This is a genomic window from Anoxybacillus sp. UARK-01 (assembly GCF_002075365.1).
Classification (GTDB): Bacteria; Bacillota; Bacilli; order Bacillales; family Anoxybacillaceae; genus Anoxybacteroides; species Anoxybacteroides rupiense.
Window position 1 is genome coordinate 321,231 of sequence record NZ_NASY01000031.1, and the last position, 17,580, is coordinate 338,810.

At 40.0% G+C, this 17,580-nt stretch carries 18 protein-coding genes and 1 pseudogene; 11 read left to right on the forward strand and 8 right to left on the reverse strand.

The annotated features are described in order from the left end of the window. Nucleotides 1–93 precede the first annotated feature (93 nt). The 5 genes from B6A27_RS06045 to B6A27_RS06070 all read left to right on the forward strand — a co-directional run bounded on the left by B6A27_RS06045 (nucleotide 94) and on the right by B6A27_RS06070 (nucleotide 4,385). Nucleotides 94–561, forward strand: coding sequence for a PTS sugar transporter subunit IIA (locus B6A27_RS06045; RefSeq protein WP_080860746.1), 468 nt, complete (start codon nucleotides 94–96; stop codon nucleotides 559–561). Between the two features lie 35 nt (nucleotides 562–596). Further along, complete coding sequence (locus B6A27_RS06050) at nucleotides 597–872, forward strand: PTS sugar transporter subunit IIB (RefSeq protein ID WP_044741673.1); 276 nt, start codon at nucleotides 597–599, stop codon at nucleotides 870–872. 21 nt (nucleotides 873–893) lie between these two features. Continuing rightward, on the forward strand, nucleotides 894–2,225 hold the full coding sequence (locus B6A27_RS06055; protein ID WP_080860748.1) for a PTS galactitol transporter subunit IIC: 1,332 nt from the start codon (nucleotides 894–896) through the stop codon (nucleotides 2,223–2,225). A 725-nt stretch (nucleotides 2,226–2,950) separates the two neighbouring features. Next, nucleotides 2,951–3,496, forward strand: coding sequence for a hypothetical protein (locus B6A27_RS06065; protein ID WP_080860752.1), 546 nt, complete (start codon nucleotides 2,951–2,953; stop codon nucleotides 3,494–3,496). A gap of 28 nt (nucleotides 3,497–3,524) precedes the next feature. Further along, nucleotides 3,525–4,385 (forward strand): fructosamine kinase family protein, encoded by an 861-nt coding sequence (locus tag B6A27_RS06070; RefSeq protein WP_369815560.1) that lies wholly within the window; start codon nucleotides 3,525–3,527, stop codon nucleotides 4,383–4,385. A 58-nt stretch (nucleotides 4,386–4,443) separates the two neighbouring features. Here B6A27_RS06070 and B6A27_RS06075 read toward each other — a convergent pair. Further along, nucleotides 4,444–4,964, reverse strand: a pseudogene (locus tag B6A27_RS06075) (alpha/beta hydrolase); the annotation flags it as partial. Between the two features lie 152 nt (nucleotides 4,965–5,116). On the opposite strand from B6A27_RS06075, the gene fumC reads away from it, so the two are divergent. Continuing rightward, nucleotides 5,117–6,505, forward strand: coding sequence for a class II fumarate hydratase (fumC, locus tag B6A27_RS06080; RefSeq protein ID WP_080860754.1), 1,389 nt, complete (start codon nucleotides 5,117–5,119; stop codon nucleotides 6,503–6,505). A 300-nt stretch (nucleotides 6,506–6,805) separates the two neighbouring features. Here the strand turns inward: fumC and B6A27_RS06085 are convergent, their stop codons facing one another. Next, on the reverse strand, nucleotides 6,806–7,279 hold the full coding sequence (locus tag B6A27_RS06085) for a VanZ family protein (protein ID WP_080860757.1): 474 nt from the start codon (nucleotides 7,277–7,279) through the stop codon (nucleotides 6,806–6,808). A gap of 1,356 nt (nucleotides 7,280–8,635) precedes the next feature. On the opposite strand from B6A27_RS06085, the gene B6A27_RS06095 reads away from it, so the two are divergent. The 3 genes from B6A27_RS06095 (at nucleotide 8,636) to B6A27_RS18610 (ending at nucleotide 10,626) form a co-directional block, all read left to right on the forward strand. Next, nucleotides 8,636–8,944 carry a hypothetical protein gene (locus B6A27_RS06095; RefSeq protein WP_139788072.1) on the forward strand — a complete coding sequence of 103 codons (309 nt, stop codon included), beginning with the start codon at nucleotides 8,636–8,638 and terminating at the stop codon, nucleotides 8,942–8,944. A gap of 119 nt (nucleotides 8,945–9,063) precedes the next feature. After that, nucleotides 9,064–10,368 carry a competence protein CoiA family protein gene (locus tag B6A27_RS06100; protein WP_080860765.1) on the forward strand — a complete coding sequence of 435 codons (1,305 nt, stop codon included), beginning with the start codon at nucleotides 9,064–9,066 and terminating at the stop codon, nucleotides 10,366–10,368. Nucleotides 10,369–10,455: 87 nt separating this feature from the next. Beyond that, nucleotides 10,456–10,626 carry a hypothetical protein gene (locus tag B6A27_RS18610; RefSeq protein WP_161491032.1) on the forward strand — a complete coding sequence of 57 codons (171 nt, stop codon included), beginning with the start codon at nucleotides 10,456–10,458 and terminating at the stop codon, nucleotides 10,624–10,626. Nucleotides 10,627–10,741: 115 nt separating this feature from the next. Here the strand turns inward: B6A27_RS18610 and B6A27_RS06105 are convergent, their stop codons facing one another. The 6 genes from B6A27_RS06105 to B6A27_RS19215 all read right to left on the reverse strand — a co-directional run bounded on the left by B6A27_RS06105 (nucleotide 10,742) and on the right by B6A27_RS19215 (nucleotide 15,105). Continuing rightward, a complete protein-coding gene (locus B6A27_RS06105; protein ID WP_080860767.1) occupies nucleotides 10,742–11,113 on the reverse strand; it encodes a thiol-disulfide oxidoreductase DCC family protein in 372 nt (123 codons plus the stop codon). 152 nt (nucleotides 11,114–11,265) lie between these two features. Then, nucleotides 11,266–12,537: an MFS transporter gene (locus B6A27_RS06110; RefSeq protein ID WP_080860769.1), complete on the reverse strand. Its 1,272-nt coding sequence runs from the start codon at nucleotides 12,535–12,537 to the stop codon at nucleotides 11,266–11,268. Nucleotides 12,538–12,549: 12 nt separating this feature from the next. Then, nucleotides 12,550–13,722, reverse strand: coding sequence for a SagB/ThcOx family dehydrogenase (locus B6A27_RS06115; protein ID WP_080860771.1), 1,173 nt, complete (start codon nucleotides 13,720–13,722; stop codon nucleotides 12,550–12,552). Nucleotides 13,723–13,745: 23 nt separating this feature from the next. After that, a complete protein-coding gene (locus B6A27_RS19045; RefSeq protein ID WP_236631802.1) occupies nucleotides 13,746–14,342 on the reverse strand; it encodes a SagB/ThcOx family dehydrogenase in 597 nt (198 codons plus the stop codon). Next, on the reverse strand, nucleotides 14,302–14,892 hold the full coding sequence (locus tag B6A27_RS19050; RefSeq protein WP_236631803.1) for a hypothetical protein: 591 nt from the start codon (nucleotides 14,890–14,892) through the stop codon (nucleotides 14,302–14,304). The genes B6A27_RS19045 and B6A27_RS19050 overlap by 41 nt, the downstream gene beginning before the upstream one ends. 78 nt (nucleotides 14,893–14,970) lie before the next feature. Continuing rightward, nucleotides 14,971–15,105, reverse strand: a complete 135-nt coding sequence (locus B6A27_RS19215; RefSeq protein WP_255375072.1) for a hypothetical protein — start codon at nucleotides 15,103–15,105, stop codon at nucleotides 14,971–14,973. Nucleotides 15,106–15,310: 205 nt separating this feature from the next. Here B6A27_RS19215 and B6A27_RS06125 point away from each other — a divergent pair, with 205 nt between their 5' ends. Further along, nucleotides 15,311–15,787 (forward strand): GNAT family N-acetyltransferase, encoded by a 477-nt coding sequence (locus tag B6A27_RS06125; protein WP_044741682.1) that lies wholly within the window; start codon nucleotides 15,311–15,313, stop codon nucleotides 15,785–15,787. A 120-nt stretch (nucleotides 15,788–15,907) separates the two neighbouring features. Then, a complete protein-coding gene (locus B6A27_RS06130) occupies nucleotides 15,908–17,431 on the forward strand; it encodes a hypothetical protein (RefSeq protein WP_080860774.1) in 1,524 nt (507 codons plus the stop codon). Nucleotides 17,432–17,580 lie beyond the last annotated feature (149 nt).

The window sequence follows — 17,580 nt, forward strand, 5'->3', positions numbered from 1 at the left end:
TTAAAACAAAATTAACTAAACAGAACAAATGTAAAAAGTCAGAATTATCATTTTTTACGTAATTGTGTTTCAACCTAATTAGGGGGAAGGTTCATGAATTCGATTGAAAAAATCATTCACGAAAATTGTGTGTTGTTAAATGTCGAAGCGTATGATCAACATGACATTCTTTCTCAACTCTCGGATGCTTTATATAAACAAGGTTTTGTTAAGGATACCTTTAAGCATGCTGTTTTAGAAAGGGAAGCCGAATTTCCGACTGGATTGCCATTAGTTTCAATCGGTGTTGCCATTCCGCACACAGATGCTTACCATGTTGCTCGAACGGGCATAGGAGTTGCCATCTTAAAGAAACCTGTAGAGTTCTCTGTAATGGGAAGTCCTGATGATAAAGTACATGTATCTATTATTTTGATGCTTGCGATGAACGATGGCAAAAAACAAATCGAACTCCTGCAACGTTTAATGGAATTTTTTCAAAAAGAAGAAAAATTGCTTGTTTTAAAAGACATGAAAAACGAGAAAGAAATCGCTACCTATTTAGAAACTGAAATATTTTGAAAATAAAAAAAATGATGATTAAGGGAGGAATAAAAATGAAAAAGGTGCTTGTCATTTGTGGAACTGGAGTTGCAACATCAACAATGGTGATCAATAAGCTAAAGGAATTTTTTGCAGAAAAACAAATCGATGTTCAGCTTTATCAATCAAAAGTTTCGGATATTTTATCAACCGGAAATGATTATGATGTCATCATATCGACAACCGTTGTTCCGCCAAGCATTAAAACAAAGGTTGTTAATGCCGTTCCTTTACTAACAGGAATAGGAAAGGAAAAGGTATTTAACGATATATTAGAAGCATTAAAATAATCAATGAGGGGATGGGAGTATATGGATTTCATCCAAAAGATTGTTGATTTAGGCCCTACAGTCGTATTGCCTGTCATCATTTTTTTATTCGGTCTTGTTTTAAAAATGAAACCGGGGCGTGCCTTTCGGGCAGGTTTAACCGTCGGAATTGGTTTTATCGGTGTGAATTTAATTATCGGCTTGCTCGTGGATAATTTAGGACCTGCCGCAAAAGATATGGTTGAAAGGCTAGGGATTGATTTAAGTATTATTGATGTGGGTTGGCCAGCTACTTCTGCCATTGCCTTCGGATCAACTGTAGGTGCCTTGGCAATCCCTATCGGATTAATTGTCAATTTCATTTTACTCATTGTAGGCTTGACAAAAACGCTGAATATTGATTTGTGGAATTTATGGCATATTGCCTTCACAGGTGCGCTCGTCAGCATTATGACCGACAGCTTTGCGATGGGAATTGTAACCGCCTCTGTACATGCCATTGTCCTCTTAGTCCTTGCTGATATGTCACAAAAACATGTAGAGAAATTTTATGGCTATCCAAACATTTCTTTTCCCCATGGAACGTCTACACCGTATATTTTGTTTGCTTGGCCTTTAGAAAAGCTCTTCAACATGATTCCCGGGTTTAAAAATTTAAAAGCTGATCCTGAATCGATTCAAAAAAGATTAGGAATTTTAGGTGAATCGACAGTATTAGGGCTGATATTAGGTCTTATTATCGGTATTTTAGCAGGATGGAATGCAAAAGAAGTGTTGAATTTAGGAGTATCGACTGCAGCTGTTATGCTTCTTTTACCGCGGATGGTCTCCATTTTAATGGAGGGACTTGCGCCCGTTTCAGAATCTGCCAGCGAATTTGTAAAATCAAAATTTCCTGGCCGCGAAGTATTTATAGGGATGGACAGTGCTTTGGCAGTAGGACATCCAGCAGCAATCGCCTCATCTTTGATCATGGTGCCGATTGTCTTATTACTAGCCATTATTGTACCTGGCAACAAAGTATTGCCATTCGGTGACTTGGCGACAATTCCATTCATTGTCAGTATGATGGTTCCGATTTTCCGGGGAAATGTTATTCGAACCGTGGTAGCAAGCACGATTGCATTAGGGTTTGGTTTATTGCTAGCAACCTATATTTCCCCTCTTTTCACACAAGCAGCAAAAAACGTAGGTTTTTCTTTTCCAGAAGGAGCGAACTCCATATCCTCGCTTGTTGACGGGGCGGTTCCAACGACTGCGATCTTCTTATTCGGGGCAAAGCTAGGGTACATTGGCTTGATTATCATTGCATTAATTGCTCTAGCAACCGCTTATTACATCAATAAAAGGCCCAATAAAACAAACGAATCATAAATGGGGTTCATCCTTTGCTTTTTACAGCAAACGAAAACATGCAGCTTCAACTTCCAAACGATTCAGTTTCGAAGTTGAAGTTTTTTTTGCGGAATGTTTTGGCGGTTTCTATGTTGCTACTCAATTAAAAAACAATCAGCATAGAACGTTTTGCAACAGCTCATCAAAAAGCAGTTACATATGATAACAAATGAATGGATAGCGAAGGAACCTATAAGCAGACGGACAATGGATTGAAAGACATATGTGCTGAACGGATGATGCGGGGTGGAAAACTTTCTGTACCCCATTTCAAAAGTGACAGTGAGCAACATTCTTGGGGGAAAGCTATTTTTTTATGCCTTTTATCAGTAAACCCTCTGTAATCCAATCTCTCAATTTAATATTGGTTTCTTTTCAAATGATTGTAGCCTCATTCGTCGAGAACTCTCCCGCCTCTTAACGGGGCGAAGGTGAGGAAGCTGCAATAAATAGATGTTCTGCATGTAAGCGCTCATTTTCTCTTCTGGAGATCACCTTTTCTTCTTCATCAAAAAGGCTATTGATTCCGAATGTATGTTGATGGAGCAGTCGATCTCGTTTTTTATCGCGTTCTTCGCACATTTGTTGGTTCATGTGTTCCAAACGTTTTTTTATGAAAATGGAGAAGGCTTCCTGTCATGGTCTTCAAACCATTTGCTTAATCTGTACTTTTTTAGTACGATTGTATTAAAAAGGAGAAACAGATGAATTGGATCGCATGGTTCATTATTGCCTGTGAAATCGGATTTTGGGTATTCATTATTGCCGGCCTATTTGCAAGATATGTTTTTAAGCAACAAAAGCTAGGAATCTATCTATTAGCGATGTCACCTATCGTCGATCTCGTTTTACTTATCGCTACGAGTTTTGATTTATATCGCGGGGCAACAGCCACCATTGCCCACGGTTTGGCTGCCGTATACATTGGCGTTTCGATCGCTTTCGGGAAAAGCATGGTACGCTGGGCGGATGAGCGATTTCAATATTACGTGGCAAAAACAGGGCCAAAACCAGTGAAGCGTTACGGTCTCGACTATGCAAAGCATTATTTTAAAGGCTGGATTCGGCATGTTTTATCTTATATGATCGGTTGTGGTATGATAGGAATGATTGATTGGTTGATTGACGATATCGAACGAACGGCTGCCCTCGTTCAAATTGCAAAAGTTTGGACAATTGTGCTCATCGTCGATTTTCTCATCTCGATCTCCTATTTTATCTTTCCAAGAAAAAAGCCTGAAGAAGGATAAATCGTGAATAGCAAAGGATATGGTCCATATGCATTCTATGTTATCCAAAGCCATCCAAACGTATTTCGATACAAGCGAAATCGTTACATGGAAACAAGTTTATGGCGGCGATATCAATGAATCTTTTTACATTCGGACAGCTTCCGGCTCCTATTTCATAAAAATTCAAGCAGCGCCGCCTCCACGCTTTTTTCATTCTGAAAAAAGCGGATTAGATACGATTCGCTTAACGAAGACGATTTCTGTTCCAAACGTGTTTCATGTTTATGAAGATGGCGAAATTGGCTGTTTAATTTTAGAATGGATATCCGGGAAGAAAACTGAACAAGCCGCCGAAAAACTTGGAAATCTGCTCGCCCTCATGCACAACCATACAGGAGAAAAATTTGGTTTTGCGAACAATGGTTACATTGGAAAGCTGCCGCAACCGAATCAATGGTTGGATTCATGGATCGATTATTATCGAACATGCAGGCTGCAACCTCAAATTCGTCTTGCTGAAGAAAAGGGATTGTTACCCCTTTCGATTTTCAAAAAATTAAATAAGCTGATGCAAGAGTTAGAGCAATGGATACCAGAAAAACCAAAAGCCTCTTTGCTTCATGGAGATTTATGGAGCGGAAATTGGATGGCGGGGGAAAATGGCGAACCGTATCTCATCGATCCTTCTGTTTTTTATGGACATGATGAATTTGAGCTCGCCTTTACCGAATTATTTGGCGGGTTTCCAGCCGGCTTTTATCATGCTTATCAAGAAGTAAATCCTTTATCCAAAGATTATGAAGATCGTAAAGAACTTTATCAATTATTTTATCTGCTTGTTCATCTCAATTTGTTTGGAAAAAGCTATGTAAATGCGGTAGAAAGAATCGTTAACCGTTATGTTTAACCGTGTTCACCTAACAACATTTCGTCAACGATTTCATTCTACCTTTCTTATTTATTGCTTAACCGTATGTTGATACCCATTCAGCAGCCTGCCGGACTTCTTGCCATGTAAGCTGATGGGCCGGTGTTCATCCAATGAATGGTTACCTTGGCCTTTGCCTTCTAGTTCCTCCGTTTCTGACCGGAGGCAGAGCGGATCATTCACACCCGCGGCAATAAATACGGACGTACCGGTTAAATCAGGAAGTTTGTTTCCTCTTCTTGGCATCATTGGATGATGCAGCAAGACCCCTTTTAAAGTCCCTTTAAAATGAAACAATAAACTTCCTGCTATATTAGCTCCGTTGGAATATCCAAATGCCACGATATTTCCGCGGTTCAATTGATAGTTTGCCTCTGCTTCATCTAAAAAGTCGTTTCGTTCTTTCGTCCGCTTAATCAAATCGGCCTCATCAAAAACTCCTTCCGCCAAGCGCTTAAAAAATCGCGGCATTCCGTTTTCTAAAACATTTCCTCCAACACTGAGTATGTTCGCTTGTGGATCGATATGCTCAGCTAATGGCAGGAGAGCTTGTTCGTTAATTAAGATATCTCAAATTCAGAGTAATATTGACGGATTATTCCCTATTTGTCAAATTGTTTTGTAAGCTACATCTTAATCATTTGAAACCAGAGGCTCATTTCCTTTATAGTAAACATAGAAATCATCAATATATGGGAGGAATTCGATCGATGGAATATCGGATAGAAAGAGACACAATGGGTGAAGTGAAAGTTCCAGCGGATAAATGGTGGGGAGCCCAAACACAAAGAAGTAAGAATAATTTTAAAATTGGAACAGAAAAAATGCCAATCGAATTAATTCGCGCTTTCGCCGTGCTAAAGAGAAGTGCCGCCATCGTTAATGAAAAACTAGGAAAACTAAGCAAACCTAGAAAAGAGGCGATCGTTTTTGCTTGCGATGAAATTTTAGCTGGGAAATTAGATGACCATTTTCCGCTTGTCGTTTGGCAAACCGGTAGTGGAACGCAGTCGAATATGAACGTGAATGAAGTGGTAGCGAATCGCGGAAATGCCTGGTTAAAAGAACAAGGAATGGATGAAAAGATTCATCCGAATGACCATGTCAACATGAGCCAAAGCTCAAACGATACCTTTCCGACAGCCATGCATATTGCGAGTGTCCTTGCGATCAAAGACACTTTGCTTCCGGCATTAGAGCGCTTACATACAACGTTCGTTGCGAAAGAAAAAGAGTTTCAACATATTGTAAAAATCGGTCGTACTCATCTCCAAGATGCCACCCCGCTTACACTCGGGCAAGAAATTAGCGGCTGGGCATATATGCTGCAGCGTTCCAAAGAGATGATTATGGAATCTACTGAAAAGATGAAAGCCTTGGCGGTTGGGGGAACGGCTGTAGGAACAGGAATTAATGCTCATCCAAAGTTTGGCGAGATGGTTGCCGAAGAGATTTCGGCTTATACAAAAGAAACGTTCACTTCGTCAATCAATAAGTTCCATGCTTTAACAAGCCATGATGAAATCACCTATGCCCACGGTGCTTTAAAAGCTTTAGCTGCCGATTTAATGAAAATCGCAAATGACGTTCGTTGGTTGGCAAGCGGCCCTCGTTGCGGAATCGGGGAAATTGCCATCCCTGAAAACGAACCGGGCAGCTCGATCATGCCTGGAAAAGTAAACCCTACACAAAGTGAAGCACTCACCATGGTAGCGGTTCAAGTGATGGGAAATGATGCGGCGCTTGGTTTTGCCGCAAGTCAAGGGAATTTTGAATTAAATGTTTTTAAACCGGTCATTGCTTATAATTTCTTGCAATCCGTCCGTCTGTTAGCCGATGCGATGGATTCCTTTAATACGAATTGCGCCGTCGGCATTCAGCCAAACGAAAAAGTGATACAAGAATACTTGAATCAGTCTTTAATGTTAGTAACAGCCTTGAATCCTCACATTGGCTACGAAAATGCGGCGAAAATCGCCAAACATGCCCATAAACATAACTTGTCCCTTAAACAAGCGGCCATTGAATTAGGGCTGCTAACGGAGGAGCAATTCGATCAATATGTTCGTCCTGAAGAGATGATTCATCCAAAAGAGTGATCAAAAAGTAGCTTTCTAACGTCTTAAAAGTCCAAGCCTCACTTATTTTATCGCGTTCGCGCCAATTTAACTTATGAAAGCTCGCTCATGGTCTTTTTAGGCCATGAGCAAGCTAAAAAACTCAATCAACTTATTGCTTTTATTTTCCATAATAAAAGCCGCTCCATTTATCCATGCTTAGAATGGCGATCAGCTAATATAAAATGATCACCATATCCCCAAAAAACAAAACAGAATGATTCCAGCTTTTGTTGCAACGCTCGGATGGGGTTCAAAATTTTGCATAGTAAATCGCTGAAGTTATAAATGATGTTTTTTTAAACGGATACTCGATTGTGAAAGGATCTCTTTAAGTGGTGAATAAAGTTGAACAGCAATCCGGTATCCGATAAAAAAGCCGATTCCATTTAGCATGACATCATCAATATCTACTTTTCTTCCAGTCCCTTGAAAAATGTTTTCAATTAATTGAATCAATTCGATTAAAATAGGAATGGAAATGGAGGAAATAAATGCTGTTTTCACGCTTTTAAGCCGATCCCAGAGGACTGTCAAGTAAAAGGACAATGGGAAAAGCAGCAAAGTGTTTCCCATAATGTTTGTAACTAAAGACATATAATAGCCGTGTTTGATAGCGAATATGGCCATATCGATTAACGAAGCGAAGGGAATTATATTAATATTATGAGCGATCGGTTGACTTGTATCTATTGCTTTCGGATCAATATAAATAGGGAAAAAGAGTAAGAACATAACGTACAGACAGTAGTTCACAAAAATATATTTGCCAATATGCTAAAAAAATTAAACTCCTTTTTTCTTCTGACCATAAATGCCTGAACGACCACAAATAAAATGGTAGCTAGAATAAAATATATAGGTTTAATAGTAATCATAAACTCTTTCCTTTCAAGATAAATCAAGAGGGGTGGTCAGGCAGCTAATCCAGTTATGCATAATCAACCCCATCGTCTAATTTAAATAGATAGTGCAGCAAAAGTAGAAAGCGGAACAAATACTAGCCCAGCAACTGCAGAAACCATTTTTTAATATCGCTATTTTCTTTCCTCTAGGTACTGTATAGGTATTTTTATTTCTATATAAATTTTATACTATAAAAAAGAAATATATTGTATATATTTTTGTTCAATTTTACTTTATAGTAATATTTTTCATATTGGTTTAGGCGGTATCTTTACATGTCCTTCGATATTTGTAAACGAGCGTGGAGGAAGCTTTCCCCTCTGATGATCAACCTTTTCGATGTCAGCATTTCGGTGATTGAAGAGCTGCAGGAGGAATTCGTTCATTGGCTTTCCTAATCTAAAACATGCCTTACGTTACCATAAGATAAAGACAATTTTCGAAATCATCTATCACTAGGCGGTTAAAGCACCGTTCCGCTATTGAAAAAACAATGGGACGATTCGTCCCATTGTTTTTGGCAGTCATCCTATACTAGGGGCGATCGCGCTTTTGGGATAGAGATGAGGAAGACAAGATACAAAAGAGAACTGCCTCTCCATATGGTGAAAAAAAATGGAGGAGGGGCGGTAACTGCCTCCACCGTTGCCGCCTGCTTAGCACCGAATGTGATTCTTTTTCTTTCGCTATTGGTTATGTCAATCATTAGGCTATGGAAGTTTCCTTTTTCTTTTGGTCTAGCCAAATGCTTGACACAAAATTTTATACATCATCAGGGAAGCTATACAAAAATGAACGAATTATAAAAATATCCAATAACAGAAAGTCGGTTTTGATTCATCTAGATGAACACTTGCACCAACAGTTAAAAGACCTAACATTCGAGAATAACTGCGATGTGCCAGAATACATTGAACGCCTGTTAGAAGAATTATGCACCAATAATAAACATACAAAAAAGGGGAATCGAAAATCTGAATCCCTAATTTATTGAAAGAAATAAAAAATAATTAAACAAGAGGTGGTTTTACGTACTTTCTTAACGAACCGCATAAATCAAACTATGAATATTTAGTATCCGAAGTGTATCCACACGCACGGAACGATAAGGAATACCATGTTGTCGCTTATATATTAGCACTTCCAGACATTTATAATCGTTGCATTAGTGACAGCTTTTTAAAAACTTATCCTTTTCTATGGACAGTGAAATATAAAGATACCTCATATTTTGAAACAGATGAGGAAACAGGGCAAGAGTATCAAGTAATCGACTGTGAAGTAGAAGTGGATGAAGAAGGGAAGGAAATTCGGAGCGAAGCATACTACCAACTTTCTAGCGGTTACCGTAAATTGGTTGATCTTGCAACGAATTTATTTAATAGACATAACGACTTCAATCTTATGGATGCACTAGGAACATGGGATGACGCTTTATTCAAGGTGTTCTTACAGGTAGTGTTAATCCGTAAAGGGAATAGAGAAATTAATGGGCTTGCAATACATATAGAGTAGGAAAATCAATAGATAACTTTTTTAAAAAGGTGTACCGTACACTTTTCGAACAGAAGGGAAAAGGATGAAAGTGACCATTAGCGGAATATAGAGAAGAAAAGTAAAGTGAGGCGAGTAAAATGGAGTCGGCTTGGTTTCATGGTCGATTGGTTAATATTTGCTATGAATTTCATCAACTCAGTACCAATGGACTCGATAAGAAACAAATCATTCAACAGTTAAATCACGATTATCGCCTATTTTCTAAAAAAGAAGCGTTTACTTGTGTTTGTTGCGGGAAACCGGTTGAAATGGTTCTCCCGCTCGATCGCAGTGTTCACTTTCGTCATAAAGACGGCAGTGAATGTTCCTATAGCGAGAATTACCGCAAATACAAGAAACAAAAAGAAAAATACGAGAATATCAAGAGACATGAACTGGGGAAGACCATCCTACGAACACTCCTAGAAGGACAGTTAAAGCCTTATGGCATCACTGTTCAAGACGGCTACCACTATAAAGGAACGTTATCATTTATACCGGATTTTATCTTAACCTTTCCTAATCAAGAAAAAATATGGGCAATTGACTATTTCACTGGCTTTAAAGGGAGCAAAGGCTATGCTACTCACATTGCTAAACGTAAGGAAACGTATCAGTCACAGGGAATCAGACCATTTTTCCTTGTAGATGAAGTGTGGTTAGCTTTTAATCCAAAGGTTTCAGCTTATACTACATTTGTAGAATCAGAGTTACACATCATAGAAAAGCGGCCGCAAGATATCGATTGGAACCTATTTTTGTTAGATTTAGATCCTCATTTACTCGACCTGTTATTGCAACAACCAAGTAAATATGAACCGTTTGACACGCGAAGCATTGTGTATGTGAATCCAGAGGATCGAACCTGTAAAATTTTACGTTTTTTGATGACGAATCAAAGACATGCTTTTGTATTAACCACTCCTTTGGAGATTAGCTTAGAACAGGCATTAAGTATTACACCCGATATGGAAACGTTTCAACTGTATTCTCACGAGGAAAATAAACAAATGGTCCTTCTTAAAGAGGAATTATTAGCTAAATACTATCAAATATTAGCGGAAGAAGAACGGAAACTGAAAGAAAAATCACTTTTTGAAGAAAAACACCGAAGTGAAGCGGAAGAACGGTTGCAAGAGGCGATATACGAACATATTCAAACCATGGAAGAAAGAATAAAAGAGTGGGGACAAGCATCGACCAACAATAAAATTAGAAGCCAGGAAGAAATGGATGAGGACTTATCAAGGCGATTTAAAGCTCTTAATAGCTCTTATATGAAGAGAAAAGCAGAGTTGCTCATCCAATCCGCTCGACAACATATTCTTCAACACCATACGGTGAATACGTATCCCGAACCATCCGACATGACAACGGAGGAAAAGGTCGCAATGAAAAAATGAGAAGAGCAAAAAGAAAAAATTCTAAACTATAAGATAGCCGGAGAAACGTATATTAACGGGAATCCCCGAAAATGGAAAGAAATCGTTTTGTATAAATTTAATGCTGTTTATCGACATGAAATGACCTTGCCGCAGCTGCTTGATTATTTAAAAAAGAACAATGTAACATTTAATCAAAGCGAAAAATTAGTGATATACCCGATCAGAGAGTTTCTCCTCTACATTTCTAAAGAAGTAGGGAAAGACTTAAATGTTTAATCAAACACAGCCAAACCCTATTAGGGGCTGACCCAAAACGCGAATGCGTTTTGGGTCAGCCCCTTGCTTAAATGTTCTTTTTTATTCCTGTCTACTTGACAGGGGTCACTTCACTTTATTTTATATTGCAGGTGTCTCCATCACAGTTATTAACCGGAATAATTCTTCTGGTTTTAGCTATATAATTGTAGAGTTTATGACCAAAAACAAAGTAGCTTGATAATTTTAAAGGTAACCAAAATAACATCATCAACGGAAGTCTTGCTGAAATAGAAGCGATTGCGTCAATACCTTTTGTGATTTTTCCTGTTTCTACGTTTATACAATACATTTCTTTTTCAAGGTCAGTGATAGGTATATTTAGATTATTTTCTTCTCTAATACTCTTTAGTTCAATAAGGTTAAACCAATCCAGCTTATGAATATTTTCTTTAACTCTCATACAGATTGGACACCAGCTATCATACAATACTAAGATTTTACTCACCTTATGCTACTCCTTTTTGTAAAATTTTCAAATCTTATGTTTATAATAAGGGGTGATATCAAAATCATCAAATTAATTAATTTTGAAAGGATTTGAATATTCAAATACACTTATCACGCTTTACGTCTCGTTATTTTTAGCATTTTTTATACCTATAATATTGTTGATTCACGAGAACGCGATTGTCCAATTATATTGGGTAATAACATACACTGTAGGAATACTCCAACAAAAGCAAGCACCACAAAAAACGACCAAGAAAGGGGAATATTTCTTGTTAATAAATATCCTACAATGAAGGGACCGATCGCGTTACTGATTCCATAGAGAAGCTGATAGCTCGAAATGCTTTTCCCTCTTTTCTCAGCCGGACTAATTTCTCCCACAATTGTTGCAGACGCTGGATAAAAAAGTTGTTCTCCACAACTAAAGAGAAGAATTCCGACGAAAAGAAGTGGAACAAAAAAGTTCAAGTGTGCAGATACTAAAAATGTACTTCCTAAGAAAATGATATAAGATAAGCCTAAAACAACCGAACCGACGATTATTTTTTGCAAATCGTTCAAGCGATGTGTAAAAAACAACAGCGGAACCTGAAGGACAATAACGGAAAGGCTATTTACTGTAAATAACACACCAGAAATCCAGCTAAGGTCTGGACTTATCTCCCTTATAAAAGCAGGCATTGCGAAACCTAAAGCGACGTACATAAAGGTCATCGGAGCAACTGCTACCAAAAAACGCATTAAGTTTGAGTCGTATGAAAAACGAATAGCCCAAACTTTTTTGGAAATCGGTTCTTTTTTTATAATTGATTGGTTGCGCAATGGAATTTTTGCAATCAACACGGCTGCAATAAGAAAACTGAATGCATCTATGAATATTAACGTCCCATAAGCAAATGGTGTATTAAATATTGCTATGATACCTGTACCTATGAGCATTCCTAAAGAATTCCCCAAATTCCGTAAACTTCGAGAACTTCCAAACCACATCGTTCGATCCTCGCTGGGGACAAGTTGTGAGATGATCGTTTGGTTCACAACTGGCCATGCCCGCTGTCCCCAGGTAACAATAGTCGCTGCGATTGTCAATCCCCAAATATTATGGAATATCAAATATCCAAGAGTTCCGATTCCTCGTAACCAAAAACTTGCAAGAGCAGCAGGCTTTGCACCTAATCGATCCACTATCATACCGCAGACAGGTATGGCAAGTAATCCAGCCAATGCACTAATCGATAGCATTTGACCTACTTGCTCCAACGAAAGACCACTCGTCTTTAGAAAAAAAAGAACTAAAAATGGCATGGTTAACCCCGATCCGAACGAATCTAGAAACAATGCCCCTAGAAAGGGCGCACTCCAAGGTTGTGAATGAACTACTTTCTTTATTTTCGAATATTGAGAAACTAGGAACTTCATGCCATCTCCACCTTACCCTAGTATCTTTTGCTCAGCTGTAGAAGAAAGAGCTTTTGGCAGGACAATTTTAAAATCTGCCGGTACGTTTTCACTTAGCTCAATGCCGGCGCGAGCATATGGACCTATTTCATCTTTTTGTCCAGCTCCTGTTACATACATGGCCACTTCATGTACTCCGTCAATACCGAGTTTTGATTCTACTAAACTTTCCTTAAAAGCTGCCGTCATGAAAACGCCTAAATTATGTGCTGTTCCCGCTAACAAAAAGTTTTGCGCGTAGTGAGCGGTTTCATAATGCATAAGTCGATAAATGCGTGCGCCTTTGTATTTCCATTTAATTCGATCTATAACACTTGTATAAAAAATTGTAACGGATGCATCCAGAAAGTAGTCTTGGCCATACAATGCTTCATCCAAAAATGATTTAACATCATCCATCTTAGAAAGAAGATGCAGGGCGTGATGTTTTTGACAATAATGATAAATGCCTCTTTCCAGACTTTCACAATTATTTATGACTGGATATAATTCCGTTGCATGCCGACCTCCAGGCGAAGGAGCGGCCTTCTTTGCAACTCGTCCAAAGAACCGAGTCGAATTTGTGAAGAGGATTCCGCCTGTATAATACAGAAGATCGGAAAGTTCTTGTAGCTTGATTGATTCCGGCAAAAAGTTTCGATAGGTTCTTCGAAGTGTTAAAGCATCGGAAAGGGTCATGTTTGATAAGGTGCTAGGTTTAGGCAAAGTGATATTTGATTTTTCACAGTTACATTTATATGTAGGAGGATGTGGTCCGGAAGATTCCATAAATTCCTCACCCACTTCATCGGACGACTTATAATTGGCATCACGGCTTTCCAGATGGACAAACCAAGTGGATTCTCCCCACTCTGCCCATTCCATAACTATTTCTGAGGTTCGTGATTGTTTTTGTTCGTTCGCGGAAATGAGAACACCGACATCAATCAACTTATTAACAATAGCTTGTATTGTGTTTTTGGAAATGGTCTTCTCTAGCCTATGTAAAGTCTCTTCTGAGTTCCCTGTGAGTGCAGAGACGACACTCATGACTTTCGAGTCAACTTCGAAACGACGATGTTGCGAGGGTATCCTCAATTGAGGCTTCCTGTTGACGTAAGTAATAACCAAGTCTGATGTTAGTTTGTATTTATAAATATCTTCCATTGACTCCTTTTTCCCCCTTTTCGTTAGCTATGGTCTCCTATAGGGAGACGAATCTCGATTCCTTCAGGCAGTACTTGTCCATATTCAATATCTGATCGCGTAGTCTTATCAAACACAATATGGCCCATACCGGAGACGTACATCGCAACTTCATGAACCCCACAAACCCCCAATTTCTCTTCTATAGCACTATCCTTGAAAGCTGCAGTAACAAAACTACCCAAACCAAGAGCAGTACAGGTAAGTAAAAAGTTTTGCGCGTAATGGCCTGTTTCTAGATGCATGAGCCGATAGGCTCTACTAGTATTATATTTCCATTTTAAATGATCTATAACACTTGTATAAAAAACTGTAACTGCGGCATTCAGGAAATAATCTTGCCCATATAGGACATCGTATAGAAATGGCTTCACGTCTTCTTCTGTCTCAATAAGATGTAAAGCGTGGTGTTTTTGACAGTAATGGTACACACCACTTCGTAAACCTTCACATGCATTCACAATCGGATATAACTCTATTGAATGTCGTCCACCCGGAGAGGGAGAGGGCTTTTTGGCTACGATTCCATAGGAGTGTGTGTCATTTGTGAAAAGAATCCCCCCCAGTGTAAAATAGAACATCGGCTAAGTTTTGTAGTGAAATTGGTTCTTCAGAAAAACGTCGACAGGATCTACGTTTCATAAAAGAATTGACCAAAGTTTGATCTAAAAGTTTACTAGGAGTCGGTAGTTTGATGCTAGATGTTGCGCAGTTGCACTTGAAATATTGTGGTGCAGGAGATGATTTTTTTCTGAATTCTTCAACATTTTTCAATCTACCTTCTTCAGTGGTTTCAAATTTTGTATCTTTTGTTTGTAGATGAAGGAACCAAGATGATTCATCCCAATCTTGCCATTCCGCTACGATTTGCTCAATGGTCAAATTGTAATCTGTTTCCTTTTCGATGAGAATTCCATTTTTGACCAAGTGCTCGACAATACTTGTTACCATTGATTCTGAAAAAATCGGTTGTAAGCTTGTGTCTTCACTCGAAAACATGGAGATAATCTCGCATACCTTCCAATCAACTTTAAAAGTGCGTTTTACAGAAGGTAGATGCAAGTGCGGTTGTCCATCAGGATAAGTAATGACTAAATCAGGTGCTAAATAATAACGGTTCAATCGTGACATTTTCTCAAACCCTTTCCCAACAGAATAAAAGTAAGAACCACCTGATTGAGTTTCAGATGGTTCCGCTCATGCCAATTCTTAGTCGGCCGGGTGCATAATAGGTATCAGTGCTTCCTGTTCTTCAAAAATAAATGTTTCTTCTTTTACTGTAATAACTGTTTCTTCTTTTACTGTATTATTTTTTACTGAATTATCTTTTGATTCATTATCCAATTTTTCCATCTCCTTACATTACTTAAGTTTATATTAAATTTGATCAGCAATTTAGTCAAGTTCGAAATTTGAAAATTATTAGAAATATGATAATATTAAGTTAATATTAGTAATAATTTTCCACTAAATTGCTGTGTAAATCTGCATTTGAAGCCGACACCATAGTCTATTTTGGCCGACAGGAATTAATCTAGGAGGAATATCCATGATAACTTTGGTTCGAATGAACGAAGAACAATATAAAAGGTTCTTCGAAGAGACAGTCAGAGAGTATGCCGAAGAAAATGTAAAGGAAGGCAGATGGACACCATCAGAATCGATTGGACGAGCGATCAAAGAAACAAATGAACTATTATCTAAAGGGATTCATACGAATGGTCATTTTTTGTGTTCATTGCATCACGAAGTAGTAGGCGCAATAGGCACGATTTGGTATGAAGTCAAAGAAAATAATGGCGAGAAATCAGCTTTTATATACAGCATTAAGATATACGAAGAATTTCAAGGCAAAGGATATGGAAAGCAGTCACTTATTGCATTTGAAACTGACCTTGCCTCGATGAATGTAAGTTCAATCGGGTTACATGTTTTCGGGCACAACAAACGTGCATATCAGTTATATACCAAGATGGGGTATATTCCAACAAGCATTAAAATGAAAAAATATCTCAGAAGCAAATGAAAACTAACTCGTATCTCGATTTTACTAGACTTTAGCACTTGAGAAAGGCTTTCTTTTTATGGGTTCAGGAATTCTTAATAATATGCCAATGGAGAGGATTTATCCTTGGGGGGTATAGCGATGAACATTGTCACGCATTGGTGGCTGTTCGAGATGGCACCGGTGTCCGGGGTGCTGCGGGCGGTCTTCTACACTGGCTTGCTTGTGCTGTGTATCGTTGACTTTCCGTCGCCGCTACAGGCGGCGAAGATTATGGGCAGCACCGAGCGTGCCTTTTACACCCCGGTCTTGGCGATGCGGCTGCTGGGCCTCCGCTGGGTTAGTCCCCGCGTGCTGTCAGTTGTGGCCAAGCTGACAATCGCAATGTGGGTAGCGGCCGCGGCCGGGTTCGTCCAGCCGGTCACTGGTGTACTGACGTTCCTGGGTTTCGCATTCTTGCATATGGTAAATGCTGGTGCGCTAGGCGCCCACCACTCGAAGCACTCGGCGCTGTACGCGTTGCTAGCCATATGCTTCTCGGTGTCCTACGACTTCTCGCTAGACGGTCTGCTAGCCCAGTACGTGAACTGGCCGCTGCTGGTGCCCGATCAATCGGCGTTCATCTCAGGGTTTGCCCCGAAATTGCTGCTATTATTCCTATCTTACACTATGTTCGCCGGCGGTGTGTCCAAGCTCCTCTACGGTGGCCTCGGGTGGTTAAATGGCGCCGCATTGCGGTTCTATATTAAGTACTCGCCGTCCCGCTGGCCCTTCATGACCAGACTACTGGTGGGTAGCCCGGTGCTATGCCGGGTGTTAGCATCTCTGACCGTGCTAATCGAACTGTCGGCCCCGGTCGCGATCTTCGTTCCATCGTGGCGGGTTCCGTTGGTCGTATGCTGGATTTGGTTGCATATCGGCATCCTGTGCGTGATGCGTCCCATGTACTTGGTACAAATGTGGTGCTACCTGCTTCTGATTGTGCCGAGCCTGACCGACCATTCGAGCACCACCTCCGCTGTCTCCTTGGGGGGCTTGTTCACCGCCGTGGGAATGCTCGCGTGCGTGGTCCTAATCACGGTGCTAATACGACAGTCTGAGGAGTGGCCGTTCACCACGGTGCCAATGTACTCTAATGGCCTGACGAATGGCGCCGTGCGAGTACCCTCCGAGTCCGAACTGTACGAGCGCGCCGTACGTGCTCAACGAAACCAGCACTGGGCGTGGTTGCCTGTGGAAGTCATGGAGGACATCCTAGTTCGGTCGACTGACAGTGGCAAGAAGCACCGGCTGTTCCAACTGATGCTCGAGAACAAGGTGGCCAAGTTTGTCCGCTGGCCCCAATACACCAAGGTGGTTCGCGCTACCGCGATTGCCGATTTGGCGGCGAAAGCAGCAGACCGCGTAGAATTAGGCGTGTGTGGCCCGGAATACCCAGCGACCCGCCTGCTGCATGAGGTCGCGTTGATTGTCAAGAACGCGATCCCAGACTGGGAGCGGTATGACCGCATAGAACTAGTTTGCCGTACCGACTCGGGTAGTGTAGTGATTGCCTCCGTGCCGCTAGGCACGCAGGAAGTTCGAGGATCTGGTGACCCGCAACAAAGATCCGAAAGCATGCGATTAGAGCAATACGGTGAACTACAGGACAGATTAATGAGCTGACTTGCTATTATGATGACAAGAATAGTGAAGTCAAAAACTATTGCAGCGCCTACCAACGACACCATAATACATCTCAACAAGAGGTTTATGAATCAGAAAAACCTAAAGAAGAAGTACAACAGTGCGAAAGGAAGAAATCGAACAATTAT